The organism is Bifidobacterium sp. VU/mBH4 (B4) (genome assembly GCF_058199535.1).
Map to the genome: position 1 here is coordinate 86880 of NZ_JBVPQJ010000006.1, position 22014 is coordinate 108893.

Below are 22014 nucleotides of genomic sequence, written 5' to 3' on the forward strand. Positions count from 1 at the left end.
ATCCGTCAGATGACGGGTGCGGCCCCTTGTCATATCCGCCGTACGTCGCTGGGCCTGGCGCGGTATAGGCTTGATATGTCAGGTGCAGAAGAGAGCCGTGATCCGGCTGCGGCTGTCGGGCAGACAAGTCCGGAGCGGGGAAGTGGTCATGTCAAAAATCCTGGGTTTCGCCAAGAAGGTTCCCATGCTTTGGGTGGTTCTGGTCTGCGGACTGGTCATGGGCCTGCTCTGGCACCCCTATCGCCAGGCTGCCCAATGGCTGGTTGCGGCCCTGGTGGCTGTTTCGCTGGTGGACACCCTCAAGGGGATGATCGATGACGTGCGACATGGCCACGTGGGCGTGGATATCCTGGCTGTGGTCGCCATTCTCTCCACCCTGGCTGTCAAGCAGTATTGGGCCAGCTGGGCCGTGGTCCTCATGCTCTACTCCGGCGATGCCATCGAGCAGTATGCAGGGAACAGGGCGCAGAACAACCTGACGGTGCTGGTTCAGGCCGCCCCTCAGGTGGCCCACGTTGTCCAGGCAGAGTTGCCAGAGGGAGAGCATGGCCTTCCCAAGGAGAGCGACTGGAGCACGGTGGCGGTCGATCAGGTCCGCCTGGGCGACCTCCTGGTGGTCAAGCCCGGCGAGACTGTGCCCGTTGACGGCGAGCTGATAAGCCGCACCGCCACCCTGGATATGTCCACCATCAACGGTGAGCCCATGCCCCGCAGGCTCTACCAGAATGCCCAGGTCATGTCCGGAGCGGTCAACGGCTCGGGCACCTTCCTGATGCGGGCCCGCCAGCTGGCCCGTGACTCCCAGTACCAGCGCATCCTCAACCTGGTGCGCTCCGCCCAGAACTCCCGGGCTGCAGTCGTCAGAACAGCCGACCTGATGGCGGTCCCCTTCACTGTGGTGGCCTTCATCATCGCCTGTGTGGCCTGGATCATCTCCGGCGTGCCGACCCGGTTCGCCCAGGTTCTGGTCCTGGCCACCCCCTGTCCTCTGCTAATCGCCGCCCCTGTGGCCTACATGGCCGGGACCGGGAGGCTGGCCAAGGCGGGTCTGCTAATCAAAACCCAGGACGTGATCGAGAATCTGGGCCGGGTCTCGCACATCTTCTTCGATAAAACCGGCACGCTGACCGTCAAACGTCCCCAAGTGGCCAAGATCGACCTGCCTGACGGCAGGGAGCAGAAAGTGGATACAGACCGGATTCTGGCCATGGCGGGCGCTGTGGAGGCCTACTCGGTCCACATCCTGGCCAACGGGATCGCTGAGGCCGGAGCTGCCGCCCAGGAGCGGTTGCGGGCACGGAGCGAGGGTGAGACCCATCTGCATGCGCGGGAGGTTCGGGAGGACTCCGGCAACGGGGTCCAGGGATTGGTTGACGGCCATCAGGTCAAGGTAGGCAGGGCCCAGTTCGTGGGTGACGGGCACTCAAGCGATTTCTTCGGCCCCTTGGCGCCTGACGAGATGGCCTCCTTCGTCTCTATTGATGGAGTCTTGGCCGCCAGGGTCGTCATGAAGGACGTGCCCAGGTCGGATGCCGCCCAGACCATCGCCCAGCTGCGGGAGCTGGGGATCACCCGTCTCTCCATGGTCACCGGTGACAAGGAGGCCTCGGCCCGGATCATCGCCGACCAGGTGGGCATCACCGACGTGCATGCCGGCCTCTTCCCTGAGGACAAGGCCGATCTGATCGCCAAGGCCTCCAAGGAGGAGCCCAACCGACAGCCCCTCTGGGACATCTGGCTGTCGAAATTCCTGGGGGAGTCAGTGACCAAATCCATCACTGTAATGGTGGGGGACGGGGTCAACGATGCTCCGGTCCTGGCTGCCGCCGACGTGGGTATGGCCATCACTGACGGCACTACCACGGCTGCCTCTGAGTCCGCTCAGGCCGTAATCATGAATGACGATATCGCCTGTCTACCCAGGTCGATCACCATCGCCCGCAGGACCAAGCGGGTCATGCTCCAGGCGGTCATGCTGGGGCTGACCCTGGCCACGGTGGGCATGCTCTGTGCCGCCTTCGACCTGATTCCGGTGGTTGTCGGCGCCTTTACCCAGGAGGCCATCGATGTGGTTTCCATCCTCTGGGCCCTGACTGCGCTGATAGACCGGGACTGAGGTCATTTCGCGACGCTTGGTGAAAGTCCCGGGGATGGAGCCCGATCGACCCTGTTCCCGACCCCTGCTTTGCGTTAGGCTGACAAGCATGAGCGATATTACTGTCAACGATTCCACCATGCCTGCACCGGCCCGCGGCGAGGAAGCTGGCTCACCCCTGCGCGTGGCCGTCATAGGCGCGGGGCCTGCAGGGGTCTATGCCTCTGACATTCTGCTGCGGCAGCTTCGGGAGAAGGGCGCCGACCTTGGACTGGGCGACCGGGCCCGCATCGACCTGTTCGAAAAACTGCCCGTCCCCTTCGGTCTGGTCCGTTACGGTGTGGCCCCGGACCATCCCAGCATCAAGTACATCGCCGGCGCCTTGGAGAAGACCCTGGACAATCCCGAGATCCACCTCTATGCGGATGTGGAGTTCGGCAGGGACATCAACCTGGATGATCTGCTTGAACGCTACGATGTGGTGCTCTTCGCCACTGGTGCGGTGGACGACCGCCCCCTGGAGATCGCCGGGCACGAGCTTGATGGCGTTCACGGGGCCGCCCACTTTGTCGAATGGTATGACGGCTATCCCGACGCTGACCAGGACTGGCCCCTGGATGCCAAGCAGGTGGCCGTCATCGGAGGCGGGAACGTGGCCATGGATGTCTCCAGAATCCTGATGCGGCGGGCTGACGACCTGCTGGGCACCGACATCCCCGACAATGTCTACCAGGGGGTCCAGGGTAACAAGGCCCGCGAACTGCACATGTTCATCCGCCGCGGCCCGGCCCAGGCCAAGTTCTCGGTTCAGGAGCTGCGCGAGCTGGAGAAGCTGCCCGGAGTGCAGATCATCATCAACGAAGAGGACTTCGACCTGGATCAGGAGACCATCGACCGGGCCGGTGCCGACAAGCTGACCAGGCAGATGCTGGAGGAGCTCTTCACCATCAGGGAAATGGCCGAGGACATGGCTGAGGACGGCGGCGTCGACTTCGAGGGCAATCCCGCCGACCGCCGTTTCTATATGCACTTCTACCGGATGCCTGCCGCGATCATCGGCCAGGACGGCAGGGTGACCGGCATTCGCGTGGAGAAGACCAAGGTTACGCCCGAGGGCGCCATGGAGGAGACCAGCCGGTACGAAGAGTACCCGGTGCAGGCCGTCTATCATGCCATCGGCTACAAGCCTGCCGAGGTTCCCGGCATTCCCTACGATTTCTCCGGCTACACCCTCTCCAACGTCCACGGTCGTGTGACCACTGCTCCCGAGGGGCAGGACGGCCGACCCATCGACCGTCTCTACGCCACGGGCTGGGCCAAGAGGGGGCCTGTGGGCCTGATCGGGTCCACCAAGTCCGATGCCCTGGAGACCATCGGCAACATGCTGGATGATCTGGCGGCCAGCCCGACTCGCGGCCGCTTTGCCCAGGACCGGGACGATGATTCAATTGATCGTTTCCTGGCGGACAAGGGCATCCAGCCTATCGACTTCGCCGGTTGGAAGCGGGTCGATGCCTATGAGCGCGCCGAGGGCGCCAAGGTCGGACGCGAGCACATCAAGGTCATCGACCCAGACCAGCTCCGCCAGCTCGCCCACGGCGAGTAGACGATCGCGCCTAGGTCGTCGGTGGCAGTGGCAGGGCCTGGATGAGGTTCATGAATCCTCACCCAGGCCCTGTTTTCTTGGTATGCCCTACTGGGTGCTTACGGCAGACGGATAGGCCTGGTGCAGCTATCATTGTCATTAGAGCCCCTCACGGAATCGAAGGAGCGTGACATGGCTAATCTGACTCTCTATCCGGCCACCCTCCAGTGGGCCGTTGAGGAGAGCGATGCCGATCCAGTGGCCCTGTCTCAGCGCCGGGGACTTGGCCAGTTGCCGGATTGGCTGGAATCCAAGGAACCCGTATCCGTATCCTTCAACAAGGTTGAGCAGCTCAGCAGGGCCCTGCATGTGCCTTTCGGCGCCCTGGTCAGGTCGGTTGTGCCCCAGCGTCGCCTTGAACCTCTGGTTCGTTACCGGACCGTAGGCAACACGTCTGTGCAGCCCAGCAAAAATCTGCAGGACACCATCGACCAGATGCGGTTCAGGCAGGAGTGGGCCAGGGATGAATTGCTTGAGTCTGGCCTGGATGCCAACCCGCTAGTCGGTTCGGTGCGCGATGCCGAGCAGGACGATTCCCTGGCTGATGCGCTTCGCTCCACCCTTGGGCTGGATGGGCGCTCTGCCTGGGAGGGCGGCAATTCCAGCGACCGTTTCCTTCAGCTCAAGGAACGTGCCTCCCATGCGGGCATCATGATCATGCTCAACTCCCAGGTGGGCTCCGTGAGTTCTCGAAAGCTGGATCTTCAGGAGTTCCGGGGATTCGTGCTGATCGACGATATGGCTCCGCTGGTGTTCATCAACAGAAATGATTCCTTTGACGGCATGATCTTCACCTTGATTCACGAGGTGGGGCACGTACTGCTGGGCACTCAGGAGCTCTTCGACGGCATTGGCGGCCAAGGGGGCCGCAAGGCCATGGAGCGCGCGATAAACCGGGCGGTGGTAATGGCTGTGATTGACGACGAGCGCTTCCGGCGGCTGTGGCAGGAGAAGCTGGACGAGGGCCAAAAGCCGGCCGACGCTGCGGAGTCTATAGCTGACGACTTCCATCTGAGTGCCTTGGCCATGGGGATACAGGCCCATCAGTTCGGCTTGACTGACGAGGATACGCTCGAGGAACTGCGGGCACGAATGGATCGGCATCTTCAGAACAAGACTGCTCATCGTCAGGAGCAGGAAACCCATGGTAATGGCAACAGGATCAATGCCTCCAGGGTTGACACCGGTTTCGTCCGCCTGGTCAATGCCGCCATGGACGGGGGCAGATTGGCTCCGACTGAGGGCTTCGATCTGGTGGGAGTGCGCTCCCCGCAGTCTTATCAGGGGTTGATTCGTGAAAAGAAGCTGATATGACCGCTACCCTCTACCTGCCTGATTCCAACATCTTCATCGCCTCCTACCGGCTCAACCATCCTTTCGACTACAAGGAGTTCCATCCCTTCTGGCGATGGATGGAAAAGCTGGCTGAGGACAAGGCGATTGCCATGGTGGATGTTGTCTACGAAGAGCTGGTCAACGAGCAAGCCGCTGATCCCGATATGCTGGATCTTTGGGTGCGTGCAGTGTTCAAAGGCCGCCAAATAAGTCATAAGGATGACAGGTATGCGCAGGTTTATGCGCAAATCCAGGATTATCTGGTCACCTGCGGGTATTACGCAGAAGAGTCACGCCAATGTTGGGAGCCAGAGAGCAAGGCGGATCCCTGGCTGATCGCCGTGGCCAAAGTCAAGGGGGCGGTCATTGTGACGGATGAGGCCCGGGTTCCGCTGCAGCAGGGGCAGCACATGAAGAAAGAGCCCAAGATCCCTAACATCGCAGACCATTTTGGGGTAAAGACCATGAATCTTCGTCGGTTCTTCGATGAAAACGGGAGGTTGAAGAAAGCCCGGTATGTTCCTAAGCCTCATGACAAGAAGAGCGGAGATCCAATCGTATTGTTCTGAAATGGAGAGGGGACATCGCCAGCCTCATCTTTTCAGCGGTCGTTCAGCAAAAATTCAGTGGTATTGTCTACCATGGAATCCATGAATGGCAAGCTGAAGGTTCACGGACATTTCAACGGCCTGAAAACGACGCTTTTGTTCGCCCTCATGTGGGCCGTTATTATGCTCATCTGGTGGCTGACCGGCGGTCGCCAGGGGACGCTGGGCATCTATATCCTCATAGGCCTGGCCACCACTTTCGGATCCTACTGGTTCTCCGACAAGGTGGCGATCGCCTCCATGCACGCCCGGCCGGTCAGTGAGCAGGAGGCCCCCGACCTCTACCGGATTGTCCGAGAGCTGTCGGGGAGGGCCGGCAAGCCCATGCCCCGCATCTACATTGCCCCCACCGACTCGCCCAATGCTTTCGCTACAGGCCGCAACGAGCGCCATGCTGCCGTCTGCTGCACCCAGGGGATTTTGCGTATCCTCAACGAGCGTGAGATTCGCGGGGTGCTGGGCCACGAGCTCATGCATGTCTACAACCATGACATTCTGACCTCTGCTGTGGCTTCGGCCATGGCCACGGTCATCACCTACCTGGGTTACTCCCTCATGTATTTCGGCGGCGATAGCCGGGACAGGGATAACGATTCCGGCGTCTTCGGTCTCCTGGGCGTGCTGATCAGCTCGATTCTGGCCCCCCTGGGCGCCTCCCTGATCCAAATGGCGATTTCGCGCACCCGTGAGTATGACGCCGACGAGGACGGCAGTCGGCTGACCGGGGACCCGGCGGCTCTGGCATCGGCGCTGAACAAAATATCCTACGGGTCTCAGGCCGCGCCCATGCCGCAGACCGCCGGCACCCAGAGCGCCGCCGCCATGATGATAGAAAATCCCTTCTCGGTCAGGGGATTCAGCAGGCTCTTCTCCACCCATCCGCCCACCGATGAGCGCATAGCCCGCCTGATGCAGATGAGCCAGGAGATGGGACAGCAGACCCAGGTGAATTCCGGGCGTGGAGCCCAGGTGGGGTACTGAGAGATCAACGGACTCATGCGCCTGCTGATAGCGGTGGTCCCTCCCCGCTGCCTTAGTGCCCTCAGCTGCGAAGAATCCAGCTTGTCATAGAGGCAACGAGGAATCGGAGGCTTTTGGCTATCCGTCTTTAGATCTGAATTCTGCGCCCGTTGCAGACCACGGTTTTGACGGACCAGTCGGTCGGGTTCAGGAGGAGGAGATCGGCCGCATAGCCGGGTGCCAGCAGACCCAGCGGAGAGCCGGTAATCGGATTGGGACGGTCAAGTCCCAGGGCCCGGGCAGGTGTCAGCGTGGCGGCTTCCACAGCCTGGGGGGCTGGCAGGCCGATGGCCTGGACTGCTCTGCCGACTGCCACGTCAAGGGTCAGCGTTGAACCAGCGATGGCTCCGTTGGAGGTCAGGCGGGCGTGGCCGCCCTTCACTGTCACGTCCAGGGAACCCAGCTTGTAGGCGCCGTCCTCGCAGCCGGTGGCCTCCATGGCGTCGGTGACCAGGGCTATCCGATGGGGGAAGAGCCTGAAGGCCAGATCGACGCAGGGGTCCTGCACATGGAAACCGTCGTTGATCAGCTCGGCCGTGACCCGGGGGTCCTCCACAGTGGCCGGAATGGGTCCTGGCTGACGGTGGCGGATGCCGTTCATGGCGTTGAAGACATGAGTGAGTATGCGGGCACCGGCATCAAAGGCGCGGCGGGTCTGGTCATAGTCGGCATCGCAATGGCCGACCGCGGGCACCACGCCAGATCCGGCCAGGCGTGATATGGCCTCGTAGCCATGGTTGCGCTCGGGGGCCAGCGTCACCTGGCGTATGCAACCGTCGGCGGCCTCCAGGAGACTGTCGAGAACAGCAGGTTCAGGGTCGCGCAGGCACTTGGGATCGTGCGCCCCTTTACGGGAAAGGGCAATAAAGGGCCCTTCCAAGTGGGCGCCCAGCACGTCGGGTCTGGAGTCCATGACCCGCCTGACCGAGCGCAGATTGGTGCACATCGTGTCGACCGGGTTGGTGATCAGGCTGAGCACCTGCCTGGTGGTTCCATGGACCATATGGCAGGCCCTGGCCGTGCGAATGGCCTCGTCCCCGTCATCGAAGGAGTGAACCCAGCCGCCGTGGGAGTGGATGTCGATGAACCCGGGGGTGAGGATGAAGCCAGTGGCGTCGATGAACTCTACGCCGTTCGCATTCACGTCATGGTTATCGGATCCAGGCTGGAAGGAGGGGGATAGACTGGGCAGGCCAGCGGCCCTGAGGGCGGATTCCAGGCTCTCCCTGCCTTGTCCGACCTGTTCAATCCTACCCTTCGGGGCCAGAATCCAGCTATCTTCCCTGATGCCCCGGGCATCTATCAGTCTTGCGCCGGTCAGGACAAGGGGATGGGCCGGTCCATTCAGGGATGACTCGACCGCGAGCCCCGCCGACTCGTATGCTTCCTTGGACATGTTTGGTCTGCCTTCTAGATGGACTGCCAGTCAGGCTTGTTGGCATAGGCCCACTTGTAGTAGTCGCGGTTGCGCAGGCGGGAGGCGGCGGCCTCGTCCACGATCACGGTGGCGTGGGGGTGCATCTGGAGGGCGGAGGCTGGGCAGAAGGATGATATGCCACCTTCCACGCTCTCCGCCACGGCTTCCGCCTTGCCGGCCCCGAAGGCCAGGAGGACCAGCTGGCGTGCCTTGAGGATGGTTCCGATTCCCTGGGTGATGCAGTGGGTGGGCACCTGGTCCATGTCATTGTCGAAGAAGCGGGCGTTGTCGATGCGGGTCTGTTCGGTCAGGGTCTTGATGCGGGTGCCTGAAGCCAGAGATGATCCGGGCTCGTTGAAGCCGATGTGCCCGTCGGTGCCGATGCCCAGGATCTGCGGGTCGACGCCGCCGGCATCCTCGATTGCCTGGTCGTACACGCGGCCAGCGTCCTTGATGGTGTCCAGGTTCCCATTGGGCACCTTCACTTTGGCAGGGTCCAGGCCCAGAGGCTCGACCACGGTCCGGTCGATGGTGGACCGGTAGGACTGGGGGTGGGCCGGATCCAGCCCCGCATACTCGTCCAGGGCGAAACCGCGCACCTGGGAGACGTCGATCCCCTCCTTGTGGACCAGTTCGGCCAGCGCTTGATATGCCGCCAGGGGGCTGGAACCCGTGGCCAGACCCAGCACGCAGTCAGGCTTGCGCCGGATCAGGTCGGCCGTGCAGCGGGCATAGATTTCGCCGGCTTCCTCCTGGGACTTGACGATGATGATTTCGGTCATGATGCGATTTCCTTTCCAATAAGCTCAGATGGGCGGCTGTCGGCGGCCATGCGCCCTGCCAGGGCGGCGCCGATGGCTGCGATGGGCAGGTCGGCCGGAGCCAGCCGCAGCCGGTCGGGCAGACTCAGCGAGGCGATGAAGTGGCTGCAGGCCGCGCTTCTGTTCAGATGCTCGGCGACCAGATCCAGCAGGGGCTGGCCGGTTCTGCTCATGCCGCCGCCCAGGATGATGACTGCAGGATCGACGGTCAGGGCTACGATCTGTACGGCCAGGGCAATGCCATGGCCGATGATGTCCTCTACTTCCTGGGCACGCTGATTCCCTTGGCTTGCCTGGGCGATCAGGTCGGGCAGGGGGTGGGCGATTCCCGGCCAGAGGGCTTCCACGGCCGAGCCTGAAGCCACGGTCTCCAGGCAGCCAGACTGACCGCACTTGCAGGGGAACTGGTGGGAATCCACTGGGATGTGGCCGATTTCGCCGATTGCCCCGCTGGCTCCGTGTTCGATTCGGCCTCCGCGTATGATGCCTGCTGCCAGACCCGTGCCTAGGTTGATGAAGGCCACTACGTGGTTGTCCTGGTCAGGCAGGGCCCTGGGTCCGTCACGCCCCGGCTCTGATGCGGGTCGTCGGGCCTGCTTCCGGGCAGATGCGGAGTGTGGTGTGGCTCCAGGTGCTATCAGGGTGTTGCCAGCCTGCGAGGCAGCTCCCAGAGCAGCGACGTTGACATCGTTCTCGACGCGGACGGGCAGACCGGTCGTCTTGGCAACGGCAGGGCCCAGAGCCATGTGGCGGATGCCTAGGTTGACCGCGTCATCCACCATCCCCCGATTGGCATCCACTCGCCCCGGGATGCCTAATCCTACGGTGACCGGACCCTGGTTTGGGCCCACCTGATCCAGCAGGTGGCGGATAAGTGCCGCTGTGTCGTCATGAACCGCTTGGTTGCCCTGGCGCGTGGGGGTTCGATGGCAGGCCAGCAGGTGTTCGTCACCATCTATGGCCACGCCCTCGATCTTGGTGCCGCCGATGTCAATTCCCAGGCTGATCGGGCCGGCCTGGACGCTATCTTTGTCCGCCCTGGGATGCGGGGTCGATGCTGCCATGGATTTCAGCGGGCCTGGCCCTGGTCCGCCTGTCCCTGTCCGCAGGCCTGCTTGACGGCCGTAGCGATGGAGACCGCCGGGTCGTTGTAGGGGATCAGGGTGGACTGGAAGGCGTGATAGAGGTCGGACTTGCCGGGCCAGACCGTGCCGATCACGTGGTTGTCGGCATCCAGCTGATGCCACCAGGATCCGCCCTGGTGGTCGATCAGATAGTGGTCTACGTAGCTGCAGAAGGTGGCGTACCAGTCGGCGTAGGTGGCCTTGCCGGTGGCTGCGTAGAGGGTGGACGAGGTATTCAGGGCCTCGGCCAGGGTCCAGTGCATGCGGTCGTGGACCACCGGGCGGCCCTGCCAGTCCGTGGTGTAGACCAGGCCCTCGGCTCCGTCGGCGGCCCAGCCATCCTCAACAGCCCTGGCGAACAGGTGCTCGGCAGCTTCGATGTAGCGGTGGCGGTCGGTCTCCTGATCGAACCTGCTTAATGCGTACTGGGTGATCAGCCTGGCCCATTCGATTCCGTGGCCCGGCGTGGCACCGTAAGGCTTGAACTGGTCGGCCTTGTTGTCCTGGTTGTAGTCCAGGTCGGCCTGCCAGTCGCTGTTGAAATGCTCGGGAATGCGCCACTGGTTGTTCTCGGCCCAGCTGATGACCTGGTCGATGATGCGGCCGGCGCGCTCGCGGTAGTCTTCCTTGCCGGTGGCATCGGCCACGGCCAGGAAGGCCTCGGTGCTGTGCATGTTGGCGTTGAGCCCCCGGTAGGGGTCCAGCCGAGTGAAGCCGCTGTCCCAGGTGTCGACGGCCAGGCCCTTCTTGTCATCCCAGAAGTAGCGGTTGAAGATCTCCAGCGCCTGATCCAGCAGCTCCTGTCCATCGGGATCGCCGGCCAGCATGGCCGAGGAGGCAGCCAGGACCACGAAGGCGTGGGTGTAGCAGGACTTGCCGCTCTCGGGCTGGCCCTGCCAGGAGACTGAAGGGTACCAGCCGCCGTGTTCATCGTCGTGCAGGTTGCCTTGAAGGGCCTGGACGCCGCGGTGGACCAGCTCCGACGCTCCCGGGTAGCCCAGGATGCTGCCGATGGCGTAGACGTGGGTCATCCGGCAGGTGATCCAGGTCTGAATGCCCTGGTCGGGGTCGATGCTGCCGTCGTCATTGAGCCAGCCGGCGCCGCCCTGCTCGGTGGGGAACCCGCGCCCGAAGTCCAGGAAACCGTAGGTCTGCGAGGCCATGAAGATGCGGTTGGCCTCGTTGCCCAGCAGGTATCGGGGATTGATGGCGGACGGTGAGGTTCCCGAATGGTTCGGTGTCGTGGTCATGGAGATCGCTCCTTTGCTCAGCGAGGGGATGCAGCTGTTTCTGGTATCTGTTCACAGCCTAACACGTAATTGTTAGGAAACTGAACTTTTTATTGGCAGCCCCCGTGGTCTTGTCTACGATGCTATTGCGCGGTCTTGAAAACGAACCTTTTTGATACTGCTATGGCGAGATCTGGGCCTGCCAGGGCAAGGAAGTTTACAATATAAGGAGCAAGCATGGATGGGCATGGTCACGGGGTTCAAGGCCCAATCCCCATGGCGGGTCCCCGTTCCCGCATTATCTATCGTCAGGCGAATCATGATCAGCAATACCGGCAACCTGTCCAAGGCGTTGCCCAAGTCGGTGCGGCACCACAACCGAGCTATCCTGCTCAGGCTGCTCTACCCCGATGTCAGTATGACCAGGGCTGATCTGGCCCGTGCCTCAGGATTGACCAGAGTCGCCATATCGGACATCGTGGCCGAGCTGCTGGGCGAGCATCTGCTCATGGAGGTGGGTTATAGCAAATCCACCGGGCCGGGCAAGAGGGGACGGCTGCTGCGCATCAATCCTGACGGGCGCAGCATCTTGGCCCTGGACCTTTCCACGCCCTATGTCTTCAGGGGAGCGGTCCTCAACCTGACCGGGCAGGTGGTGGCGCGTGAGGAGATCCCGCTCACGGCTGACGGCAAGGTCCCCCTGGACCTGGTGGGAGAGCTGACCGATTCATTGATGCAACGTGCAACCCATCCCGTCATGGGTATCGGCGTATCCAGTCCCGGCATCGTCAGTGCCGAAGGCGTGGTCGATGATGCCACCAACCTGGGCTGGGTTCAGACCGATCTGCGTGGCTATCTGCATGAGAAGACAGGCCTGGAGGTGACGGTCAACAACGATGCCAACAACGAGGTCCTGGCCGAGCAGCAGTTTGGCTCAGGCCAGTCCGACCTGCTGCTGGTTCATCTGGGCGACGGAGTTGGGGCAGGGTTGCTGGTCTCCGGCGAGCTGGTGACCGGTTGCAACCGTGCGGCCGGCGAAATCGGCCATGTGGTGGTGGACCCCACCGGTCCGCAGTGCCGTTGCGGCAAGCGGGGCTGCTTGGAATCGCTGATCAGCGTTCCCAAGCTGACTGCTGCAATGGACAGGGATCCCGACCACCTGGCTAGTATTCTGCGTCGGGCCGGTGAACTGCTGGGCAGTGTTCTGACCATGTCTGCCGGCCTTATGGATATTCCTCGCGTGGCTGTCCTGGGCGACTCCAGGGTGGTCAACCGCATCTTCCTAAGCGCCATGGAGAAGACCATGAACGATGCCCTGGCCACTGATTTCCGGCGGCCACTTGTAGTTGACCGATCGACCTTGGGTGAGGATGCCGCCTTGCTTGGGGCCTGCTCCACGGTGGTGGCTGACCTGATCGAGCCTGACGGTACCGTCTGAAAGTGGATTGAAGACCTGTCGCGCAACCGTGCCCGGAGTTGGTGATTCGCGCACATCGCCGAGACCTGCTACCATGGTGACTCGCATGCGGTTGGCCGAGGTCTGACCCGGGTAGCCGGATTTGCGGGCGTAGTTCATTGGTAGAATGGAAGCTTCCCAAGCTTCAGAGGCGGGTCCGATTCCCGTCGCCCGCTCCAGTCGGATTTACAGGTGTGTCAATAAAGATTAGAATTTTAAACCTGTCATATTCGCACTTAGTTTGAGCTTTTATTGATGTAATTTTTCGAGATCGCGTCTTATTTCACAGATCTAACATATGGAATAGAGGTGTCTACGTGGTCATTTGTTGACCATAGTCTTGTCGAGTCTGTATATCTCTACGAAGCGCCTTATTCCTAAACTGCTTTCGTTTGTTCTTGGTAAGGATGCTCTTGAAAATTATTTCTCAGAAACAAACGCGGAAGAATAAATGCCGAAGTCAAGCTTTTGATTATCATTCACGTACTGTCTGCCTAATGCATCTTTCCACTCAACGCGGAGTATCTGGCGAGAATGGTTTGATTCCACTAGGATTTGAACCGCGGCAAAGTGTTGTGCCTCGATAATTATGGTTTCTTCGTCTGGTTTCAGTTTTGGAAGATTTCGAGCCAGATATTCTATGCCTGGGCAGTTTTTTAGCCTTATTCCTGGCGAAAGCGAAAATTTAATATCGATGGCAATGGAACCGCCTACGTTGGTGAGAAATACCGTATTGCTGCCATTCACGTTTACAACCCGAACTATGATGAGCGGCTCGGTTGCGCTGATACGGGCGCTGTACTCTTTATAAGCGATAATGGCTGCGATAAGGGCGACGAGGAAGGTGCCAAAAGCCCACCAAGCTTGCCAGTCAGAGTTGTTGCCAGTAAGCCATTGGTAGAGGTATGGAATAACGCAAAAGAGGACTGAGCCGACTATCAGAGCAGGTATGGTCCATTTCTTTTGTCTCATAGAATCAGTGTAAGAGATATATTATTTCGTATTTCTTCTTCAGGTAGCTTTTGTCGTTTAGAACTGGAATTCATCTGTTTCCTTGGTTTATGAGATTATCCTTTAATTCCAGTCCGTTCTCAAGATCGTTGACTCCTACGGAATCAAAGATGCCGATGTCATCGAAAAATCCGTCGTGAAAAATCCCAATGATATCGAGGATGTGATTATAGAAAAAGCGTTCGGGCTTGGTGATGTTCACTGTTATGTCAATCAATGTTATGAACTCACTTGCATGTGCGGAGTCGGATGGTTCTTTGTAATCGGTTGTTAGTGTTAATTTGATACGGTGATCCGCGCTTTTCTTGTAACAAGGTTCTGACGCATGAGAAGTTGGAACTGTTCTGCATGAGCCGAATTATTCGACAATAGCCAATTTGTATTTATTGGAAGTAGTTCATAACAGGTTTTATTCGTACTTCGACGTGGCCGAAGTCATGCGTGTGCTTTTCGGTATTTGCAGGACCGCGTCGAGTTGTCGCCGTACTTCGTTCTAACTAGAAAGTCACTTCGTATTTGAGACAGGAGTTGCTGCACAGGGCTGTGTCTTTGTTAAACAATATTCCTGAAAATTCTGGAGTGTCGAAGCACGGTGCCTCAGGTCGGGCAGTGGAAGATGAGGGGGTACAGGGAAGTACGGAAAGGACGGCCATCATGGCTGATTATCACGTGCAATACGACGAGGATCGCGATCTCTGGACAGTCAAGCGGGCCGGGGCCTCACGCGTCTCCCGGACCTTCGCCACCAAGGCGGAGGCCACCAAGCAGGCTAAGGTCTTTGCAGACCGGTCCGGCGGCGGCGAGGTCAACATCCATAACAAGGGTGGCAACAAAATCCGCGACAAGCGCACCATAGGCAAGAAGGATCCCCGAGACATCAAGGGCTGAACTCCTCCAGTTGGCTCCTGGGATCTTTCGTCGTCATCGGGCATGTACGGATGCCGAACGTCACGGCGATAAGTACCCTATGCCCATAGAACTATGCCCAGCCATCAGCCCAGCAGGATGTTGGGATGGTGAAGCATTGGCCGCCCTCGCCTGTCTGCATGCGTCGGCCCCCATAGACTGAAACCAACCGTGAAAGGTGGCGAGGTCGATGGCCGATGGATTCAACCAGCTGGATCAGCGGCTGGCGGACAGCGGGTATGACGAGGGTCTGCCGGCCTCCTATCCTCCTCGCCCTGATATTGATGAGCGCCCTATTCAGATAGCCCATGCCAACATCTGGAGTCGGTTTGCGGCGGTCACAGGGCTGGTCTCGGCCCTGGCGGGCGCGGCCTTGCTGGCCCACGCCATAGCCCCCTCCCGGCTGGGGGTCATAGGCCAGGTGGGCATCTCAGCCTGGGTGGGTGTCTCTGTGGCCTTTGCCCTCTTGACCGTAATCCTGGTCGTCATAGCCCGTCACTCCGGAACAGTTCCGAACCGGCCGTCGGTAGGCTCGGCGGGCATTATTCTGCTGATCTGCGGAATGCTTTTGACCGTGGCAGGCCTGCTCATCGCCAACTCTTTTCCCAAGGGCATCATCAAGGTTCCTGCGCGTGACGAAGCGCCCATCAGCTCGGCCCAGGCTATGACCGACGGTATCGACAAGGCTGTCGGTCAGTGCGCTTCGGGTTGGCATGACATCGGCCTGGACGGGTACGTGGGCATCTCCCAAGCCCGGTATTGCACGGATACGACCATGGCCTACGTGGTTTTCGACAACGATTCAGCGGCATCCCTGGCCAAAGGGCCTATCCGCGCCCGCGTGCCTGATCTGCTCTCCCGCTATGGAGGCGGGTTGCAGCCTCAGGATCTATGGATGCTGACCGGCAAGCGTTGGATGGTGGTGGGCAGCAAGACCCAGGTGACCGGACTGCAGGGCCAGTGGGGTGGCCAGGTCGAGCCGCTCATGAGCCAGCAGTGAATGACCGGGCCAGTCGACTATCGTGGCAGATATGGATCAAGCACAAAAGGATGACGGCGGATTGGTGGGTCGGCCCTCCACGGTGGTGCCCGGACGTTTTGGGCAGGAGCTCAAGGTCGAGCAGGTCCGTTGGTCCCGCAAGGAGGGCACGGGCAACCCCTCGCGGCCCATTTTTGTACTCATGCACGGCTGGGGCTCCAACGAGGAGGACATGGCTGACCTGATGCGCTACGTGGCCCCCTACAACGACTACGCATCCCTTCGGGCGCCCATGGTGGTGCCAGGCAGCGAGCGCGGCATGTTCGGCCCGGGCTACACCTGGTTTCACGATATGCGCCCCGAGCAGGAGGACCTGGATCGGGATGGCTATGCAGCGGCCCGGGCTGTGGACGCATGGGTTTCAGCCAACATACCCGAGGACCGACCTGTGGTGGCCATGGGCTTCTCCCAGGGAGCCATGCTGGCTGTTCATCTGCTTCGGGTCAACCCTGAGCGCTACCGGGCATCCATATGCCTGTCCGGGTTCCTTGCCCCAGGCCTGGTGCCCGGCACTGCTCCGGCGGATGAGCGTCTGGCTGGCTTGAACAAGCCGGTCTTTCTGGGTTTCGGTTCGGATGACACCACGGTGCCCAAGTACGAATTCCGGGCCTTGGCCGCCTGGCTGGACGAGCACGTCTGGCTGCACACCACCGAGTACGACCACTTGGATCATGCCGTCGACATGCGCGAAATGAACGACCTTCGCCAGTGGCTGGGCGAGATTGACGTGACCTCGGGCCTCATGTAGATCGGCTCACAGGGCCGAGTCGGCGTCTACCTGCATGACGTAGACGTTGCGGCGCATCTTCCTGGCTGTCGTACGCGATATCTCCCCGGATTCGACCATGTCTTGGATCTGACCCAGCTCGATGGCATACCCTTCGCGCTTGGCTTCCTCCACCTGGTCTCTGACGGCAGGTATCCCCGCGTATTCGGTCTTTCCCTCCGCCGAGGATTCAATCATCTGGTGGTTGATGATGGTGTTCAGCAGGTCCTCGGTCTTGAAGCGGCCCTTGCCCAGCTCGGAGTAGAGCTTTTCGATCAGGAAGTGGTTCATCTCCGCCTGCAGATGGCGTCCTGCCACGTAGACCCGGTCCTTGTCGATCGGCTGGGTCAGGTGCTTTAGGCGGTGGAACTGGCTGTGCAGCAGGCCCCTGATACGCCGACGAGCCGTGTAGGCCCTCCAGCGGAGCTCCCCGCCCCTGTCCAGGTGGAAGAGGGATCCGGATATGGTGGACAGGATCCTGCGGGCGGCTTGTTCCTGGCTGCGCAGATTCAGCAGCTCCTCCTGGTCATCGCCACGTTCGCTGCGTCGGTTGATCAGCTGGGCGTCGGCATCCCTGTCGGCTATGGTCTCGGCCTCGGTGCTGGGTTCGGCTTCGGCCGCAGGCTGTGTTGATGCAGGTGCCTGCTCAATAGTTGCGTTCTCGTTCTTGATCCGCTCCTCCAGCTGGTCCTGGGCCTCCTCGATCCGGCTCAGCCGTTCCTCCATGTAGTCCTGCTCCCACTCCATGGTCTGCACCTGCAGGTCCTGGAAGTCCTTGGGGGAGTACTGGCCGATCCGCGACTTGAGCTTGGCGATGCGGTGGTTGTACTGCTTGATCACCTGCTGGATGGCCAGCCGGTTCTCGTCAGTGATCCTGCTGGAGAGCTCCCGGACCGTGCCCCTGAGCACCTTGATGGATTTTTCGACCTGTTGGGCCGGCACCTCGCTGCTCTGTGAAGGGGCCAGCAGCGGCAGGGCGAAGTTGGCCAGCACCAGGGTGACGATGATGACTCCGGCGGCCACGAAGATCAGCTCGCTGCGCATGGGGAAGGAGGATCCGTCGTCGGTCATATAGGGGATGGTCAGGGCCAAGGAGAGGGTGATGGTCCCCTTGGGGCCGCCGAAGGTCATGACGGCCGCCGACCTCAGGAGCTTGGATGTGATCCTTCGTCTGCTGCCGGTTTCATGGTCCTTGGTGAAGATCAGGACGCTGGCCGTCCAGAGGAAGCGCAGCACGATCACGGTCAGGCAGACCAGGGTGATGGTGGCCACCAGCATCCAGTTGCTGACCCGCCGGTCTCGCCAGCTGGTGCCCATGGCCGCTGGCAGCAGCATGCCCAGAAGGACGAAGACCGCGCCGTTGAGACTGAAGGAGAGCACCTTCCAGACGCTTGATGAGACGATGTTGGCCTTGGAGGTATTGGGGCCTACTCCGGTGTGGTCGAAGCGAACCAGCAGCCCGGTGGAGACCACGGCCAGGACTCCGGACACATGCAGGATGTTCTGCCCGACCATGTAGATCAGGAAAGGAAGGAAGAGCTCCAGCAGGATCCTGGTGGTGGTGGTCTCCCAGCCCAGGCGGCGAGCGGACTCAAAAAGCCAGTTGACCACAAATCCCATGATCAGGCCGAAGCCGATGCCACCCACGAACTCGAGGAGGAACTCGCCCAGGGCCCGGGGCAGGGAGAAGGACCCGGTCACGGTGGCCAGGATAGCGAACTGGAAGCCGATGACGCCGGTGGCGTCGTTGAAGAGCGATTCGCCGGCAAGAATGGAATGTTCGTCCGGTGTGAGGTCGGCGCTCTCGCCCAGGGAGGAGACGGCCACGGCATCGGTGGGCCCCAGGGCGGCGCCCAGGGCCATGGCTGCAGCCAGGGGGAACATGGGCCAGGCGGCATGCAGGATGACGCCCACCATGATCATGGTCAGGGCAGCCAGGCCAATGGCCAGGGAAAGGGATGACCGCAAGCCCTTGAGCAGCTCCACCTTGTTGATGGTGTGGGCCTCGTAGTAGAGCAGGGGCGCGATGAAGAGGACCATGAACAGCTCAGGATCCAGCCGCATCCGCGGGAAAATGGGCAGCAGGGCCATGACTGCGCCCAGGACGATCTGGACCAGAGGGGTGGAGATCCGGGGAATGAATCTGGAAATGAAGGAAGAGACGAGGACGGCAGCAAGTATGCACAGAATGAGGATGAATGTTTCCACGGGCTTCCTTTCCGCCACGCAATCCCGGGCGGGCTGCCGCAGGCCCGACTAGCAGGGTTCGTTCGACCAATGAAGGAATCTTCGAGTGCAGGGTCGCATGAGGATCGACGTCGCATAGTCCAGTATACGGAATGGCGATATCCAGGAACAGTATTGATGGACAATGTGCGCTAAGTTGACACCTCCAGTCAAAACGGTGGACAGACTGCGCTCGCGATAGGCGAACATTTGTGAAAATCCGGCCCGGGGGATCCCCGCAAGCGCATGAAAGGCCGGCTTAATCGGTATACTCGTGAAGACCGGGAAGGCTCCGAACCTCCCAGCGGGCACTGCTTGCGACGGCTGACCATGGAGCCCCATCTCCTGACCCCGGGGATTTGCGCGCACGCTATTGTTTCCCCGACGCTTTTGGACATCCCCCGGTCCAGAAGGAAGATTGCAAGAACGACTGCAGAGGGTCGCATGCGGGGACAAATGACCGATCCGGTTTGGAAAGGCCAGGTTGACCGATGACATCATCCATGACATCTACAAATATCAAGAATCAGAACGCAGCGGCGGCAGGGGCTGACATGCGTTTCGACGACACCGACTGGCACAGCTTGGAGACCTCGGCTGTGCTGGAGACCCTGCACGCCGGGGATCAGGGTTTGGATACGCAGGAGAGCGCACGCCGACTGGAGATCTTCGGGCCCAACAGCCTGGCCGAGGCCCAGGCCAAACCCCGTTGGAAGCTCTTCCTGGAGCAGTTCGCCGGCCCCCTGATCGCCGTTCTGATGGTCTGCGGCATCATCACCATTTTTCTGCAGCACTATGTGGACGCTGCGGCCATATTCCTGGTCCTTTTCCTCAACGCCATCATCGGCTATGTGCAGGAGTCCAAGGCCGACAAGGCCGTGGAGGCCCTGACGACCCTGTCCACCCCCACCACACGGGTGGTGCGCCAGGGCCGGATGGAGCAGATTGACGCCGACCAGCTGGTCCCGGGTGACCTGGTCCTCCTGGAGAGCGGCGATCGCATCCCCGCCGACCTGCGGTTGATCGAGGCCCTCCACCTGCGCATCGACGAGGCCATGCTGACGGGCGAAAGCGAGGACGCCAAGAAGAATACGGACCCTGTGGACCGTGACGCAGCCTTGGGCGACAGGCACTGTATGGCCTTCTCAGGCACCATGGTCACCAGCGGCCGTGGACGCGGGCTGGTGGTGGCCACCGGCTCTGACACCGAGCTGGGCGAGATCAACGATCTGGTCCATGTGGCCAAGGGCCGCACACCTTTGCAGCGGATCATCCATCGCACTGAGTTGGGCATCGCCGTCGCCGTCATCCTGGTGGCCATCTTCGTCTTCATCGGCGGAGCCATCCTCAATGGCGATGCCACGGGGGCCTTCCTGTCAGCAGTTTCGCTGGTGGTGGCCTCCATGCCCGAGGCCCTGCCCATCGTGCTGACCGTGGCCATGGCCTTGGGCGTTTCGAGGATGGCTGAATACCATGCCATCGTCCGTTCGCTGCCAGCGGTGGAGACTCTGGGCTCCATCACCGTCATCGGCTCGGACAAGACCGGCACGCTGACCCAGAACCGCATGACCGTGGAACAGTTCACCCTGGGCGGCGGCCAGCCGGTCCCCGTAGAGGGCCTGGACCTGGGCGCAGCGGCTGTATCCGACGACGATCGTATGAGCGGCCTGGCCACCCTTGCCCGGGCCGGGGCTCTGACCAATGAGGCCCACCGGCAGCCGAATGAACAGGGCGGCATCGAATACAGCGGCGACGCGGTCGACATGGCCATGGCCCGCCTGGCCGACCAGACCGGGGCTGTGACTGCTGAAGACCTGGACGCTCCTATCGTCATGGAGACCCCCTACGAGCCAGAGCTGCTCCATTCCATGACCATCCGCCGCAGTCCGGACGGCACCCTGACCCAATACGTCAAGGGCGCCCCGGACGCGGTCATGGCCATGAGCCGAACCATGCTGGATCCGGATGGCCAGGTCGTTCCCCTGGACACCCAGGCCGTCCACAAGTCCTACGAAGCCATGGGCTCCCAGGGGCTGCGCGTCATAGGCGTGGCCAGCAGGGTCCTCTCCTCTGACCAGGACCCCGCCTCCCGTCGTCGACCCGACGACCTGACCTTCCTGGGGCTTGAGGGCATGCTCGACCCGCCTCGACCCGGCGTGCGCGAGGCCATCGCCGAATGCGCAGGGGCCGGCATCCGCGTGGTCATGATCACCGGCGACCACCCGGTGACCGCGGCCGCCATAGGCCGCCGCCTGGGTCTGGAGCACACCGACCAGGCGCTGACCGGCAGCGAAATGCTGGAGATGAGCGACGAGGTCCTCCGGGCCCGTCTGCGTGAGACCTCCATCGCCGCCCGCGTCTCCCCCCAGGACAAGCTGCGCATTGTGGAGGCCCTGCAGGACGAGGGCCACGTGGTGGCTGTGACCGGCGACGGCGTCAATGACGCCCCGGCCCTGAAGGCAGCTTCAGTGGGTATCGCGATGGGCCGTTCCGGCACCGACGTGGCCCGGGAGGCCAGCGATGTGGTCCTGACCGACGACAACTTCGTCACCATCACCCAGGCCGTGCGCCAGGGGAGGGTCATCTTCAAGGCCATCCGCGGGTCCGCCTACTTCCTCCTGTCCACGGCTGCAGCCGCCATGATCGCCGTCGGGGTCAATGTGATCTCCGAGGAGCCCCTGCTCTTCCTGCCCCTGCAGATGCTCTGGATCAACTTCGTGACCAACGGTGTCCAGGATATTGCCCTGGGATTCGAACCAGGCAACGGGGATGAACTGGAGTCGCCCCCGCGTTCGTCTGGAGAGGGCCTGCTCTCGCGGGTGCTCTGGGCGCGACTGGCCGTCTGCGGGCTCTGGATGGCCACCTGCATCCTGGTCCTCTTCCGCCTCAACATCAACGCGGGAATGGATCTGGCCCACGCCCGGACCATCGCCCTGACCCTGCTGGTCCTCTTCAACTTCTTCGTCGCCATGTCGGCCAGGTCCGAGAACAGGCTGATCTTCCAACTCAATCCCTTGGACAACACCTTCCTTCTGGTGGCCTCGTTCGTGGCCCTGGGCATCCATGCGGGGGCCATGTATCTGGCTCCGGTTGCAGGCGTACTGGGCATGGCCCCCTTGAGCGCAAGCCAGTGGCTCATCTGCTTGGTGATTGGGCTGACGGTCCTGATCTTCAGCGAGGGCGACAAGATGGTTCGTGCCTTCCTGGCCAAGCGTGGCATCGACACGTCCGGGCGGCCCAAGGGCCATCTGCACCATGTGCGCCGCCGCATCGCGGGCATGATCAACTGAACTGGCCTGTCGGGCTGGACTGTCAG

The 22014-nt window shown here is 61.4% G+C and carries 16 protein-coding genes and 1 tRNA gene; 11 read left to right on the forward strand and 6 right to left on the reverse strand.

The window, feature by feature from the left end:
- Positions 1-148: 148 nt before the first annotated feature.
- The 5 genes from AC0AII_RS07650 (at position 149) to htpX (ending at position 6664) form a co-directional block, all read left to right on the forward strand.
- On the forward strand, positions 149-2116 hold the full coding sequence (locus tag AC0AII_RS07650) for a heavy metal translocating P-type ATPase (protein ID WP_490446702.1): 1968 nt from the start codon (positions 149-151) through the stop codon (positions 2114-2116).
- Positions 2117-2234: 118 nt separating this feature from the next.
- A complete protein-coding gene (locus tag AC0AII_RS07655; protein ID WP_490446721.1) occupies positions 2235-3701 on the forward strand; it encodes an FAD-dependent oxidoreductase in 1467 nt (488 codons plus the stop codon).
- Between the two features lie 171 nt (positions 3702-3872).
- Positions 3873-5054, forward strand: coding sequence for an ImmA/IrrE family metallo-endopeptidase (locus tag AC0AII_RS07660; RefSeq protein WP_490446703.1), 1182 nt, complete (start codon positions 3873-3875; stop codon positions 5052-5054).
- Positions 5051-5644, forward strand: a complete 594-nt coding sequence (locus AC0AII_RS07665; protein ID WP_490446704.1) for a DUF4411 family protein — start codon at positions 5051-5053, stop codon at positions 5642-5644. Before AC0AII_RS07660 ends, AC0AII_RS07665 begins: the two co-directional genes overlap by 4 nt.
- An 81-nt stretch (positions 5645-5725) precedes the next feature.
- A complete protein-coding gene (htpX, locus tag AC0AII_RS07670; RefSeq protein WP_198201187.1) occupies positions 5726-6664 on the forward strand; it encodes a zinc metalloprotease HtpX in 939 nt (312 codons plus the stop codon).
- Positions 6665-6791: 127 nt separating this feature from the next.
- On the opposite strand, the gene nagA is transcribed toward htpX, so the two are convergent.
- From nagA to AC0AII_RS07690, 4 genes are read right to left on the reverse strand one after another with little or no spacing between them, the layout of a single operon-like run.
- Positions 6792-8099, reverse strand: a complete 1308-nt coding sequence (nagA, locus tag AC0AII_RS07675) for an N-acetylglucosamine-6-phosphate deacetylase (RefSeq protein ID WP_490446705.1) — start codon at positions 8097-8099, stop codon at positions 6792-6794.
- A gap of 14 nt (positions 8100-8113) precedes the next feature.
- Positions 8114-8902, reverse strand: coding sequence for a glucosamine-6-phosphate deaminase (gene nagB, locus AC0AII_RS07680; RefSeq protein ID WP_490446706.1), 789 nt, complete (start codon positions 8900-8902; stop codon positions 8114-8116).
- Entirely contained in the window at positions 8899-10005 is a 1107-nt protein-coding gene (locus AC0AII_RS07685; protein WP_490446707.1) for an ROK family protein, read from the reverse strand. Before AC0AII_RS07685 ends, nagB begins: the two co-directional genes overlap by 4 nt.
- 5 nt (positions 10006-10010) lie before the next feature.
- Positions 10011-11315 (reverse strand): AGE family epimerase/isomerase, encoded by a 1305-nt coding sequence (locus AC0AII_RS07690; protein WP_490446708.1) that lies wholly within the window; start codon positions 11313-11315, stop codon positions 10011-10013.
- 298 nt (positions 11316-11613) lie between these two features.
- On the opposite strand from AC0AII_RS07690, the gene AC0AII_RS07695 reads away from it, so the two are divergent.
- Positions 11614-12732, forward strand: coding sequence for an ROK family transcriptional regulator (locus AC0AII_RS07695; protein ID WP_490446709.1), 1119 nt, complete (start codon positions 11614-11616; stop codon positions 12730-12732).
- 123 nt (positions 12733-12855) lie between these two features.
- A tRNA-Gly gene (locus tag AC0AII_RS07700) sits at positions 12856-12929 on the forward strand.
- Between the two features lie 241 nt (positions 12930-13170).
- Here AC0AII_RS07700 and AC0AII_RS07705 read toward each other — a convergent pair.
- Positions 13171-13722, reverse strand: coding sequence for a DUF8453 domain-containing protein (locus AC0AII_RS07705; protein ID WP_490446710.1), 552 nt, complete (start codon positions 13720-13722; stop codon positions 13171-13173).
- A gap of 693 nt (positions 13723-14415) precedes the next feature.
- Here AC0AII_RS07705 and AC0AII_RS07710 point away from each other — a divergent pair.
- The 3 genes from AC0AII_RS07710 to AC0AII_RS07720 all read left to right on the forward strand — a co-directional run bounded on the left by AC0AII_RS07710 (position 14416) and on the right by AC0AII_RS07720 (position 16454).
- Entirely contained in the window at positions 14416-14649 is a 234-nt protein-coding gene (locus tag AC0AII_RS07710; protein WP_144085876.1) for a DUF2188 domain-containing protein, read from the forward strand.
- A 208-nt stretch (positions 14650-14857) separates the two neighbouring features.
- The gene (locus AC0AII_RS07715; RefSeq protein ID WP_490446711.1) at positions 14858-15667 is read left to right on the forward strand and encodes a hypothetical protein; all 810 of its coding nucleotides are present in this window, start codon (positions 14858-14860) and stop codon (positions 15665-15667) included.
- Between the two features lie 31 nt (positions 15668-15698).
- Positions 15699-16454: an alpha/beta hydrolase gene (locus AC0AII_RS07720; protein WP_490446712.1), complete on the forward strand. Its 756-nt coding sequence runs from the start codon at positions 15699-15701 to the stop codon at positions 16452-16454.
- Positions 16455-16460: 6 nt separating this feature from the next.
- Here the strand turns inward: AC0AII_RS07720 and AC0AII_RS07725 are convergent, their stop codons facing one another.
- Positions 16461-18680, reverse strand: coding sequence for a cation:proton antiporter (locus AC0AII_RS07725; RefSeq protein WP_490446713.1), 2220 nt, complete (start codon positions 18678-18680; stop codon positions 16461-16463).
- A 521-nt stretch (positions 18681-19201) separates the two neighbouring features.
- Here AC0AII_RS07725 and AC0AII_RS07730 point away from each other — a divergent pair.
- Positions 19202-21988, forward strand: coding sequence for a cation-translocating P-type ATPase (locus tag AC0AII_RS07730; protein ID WP_490446714.1), 2787 nt, complete (start codon positions 19202-19204; stop codon positions 21986-21988).
- The last annotated feature ends 26 nt before the right edge of the window (positions 21989-22014 follow it).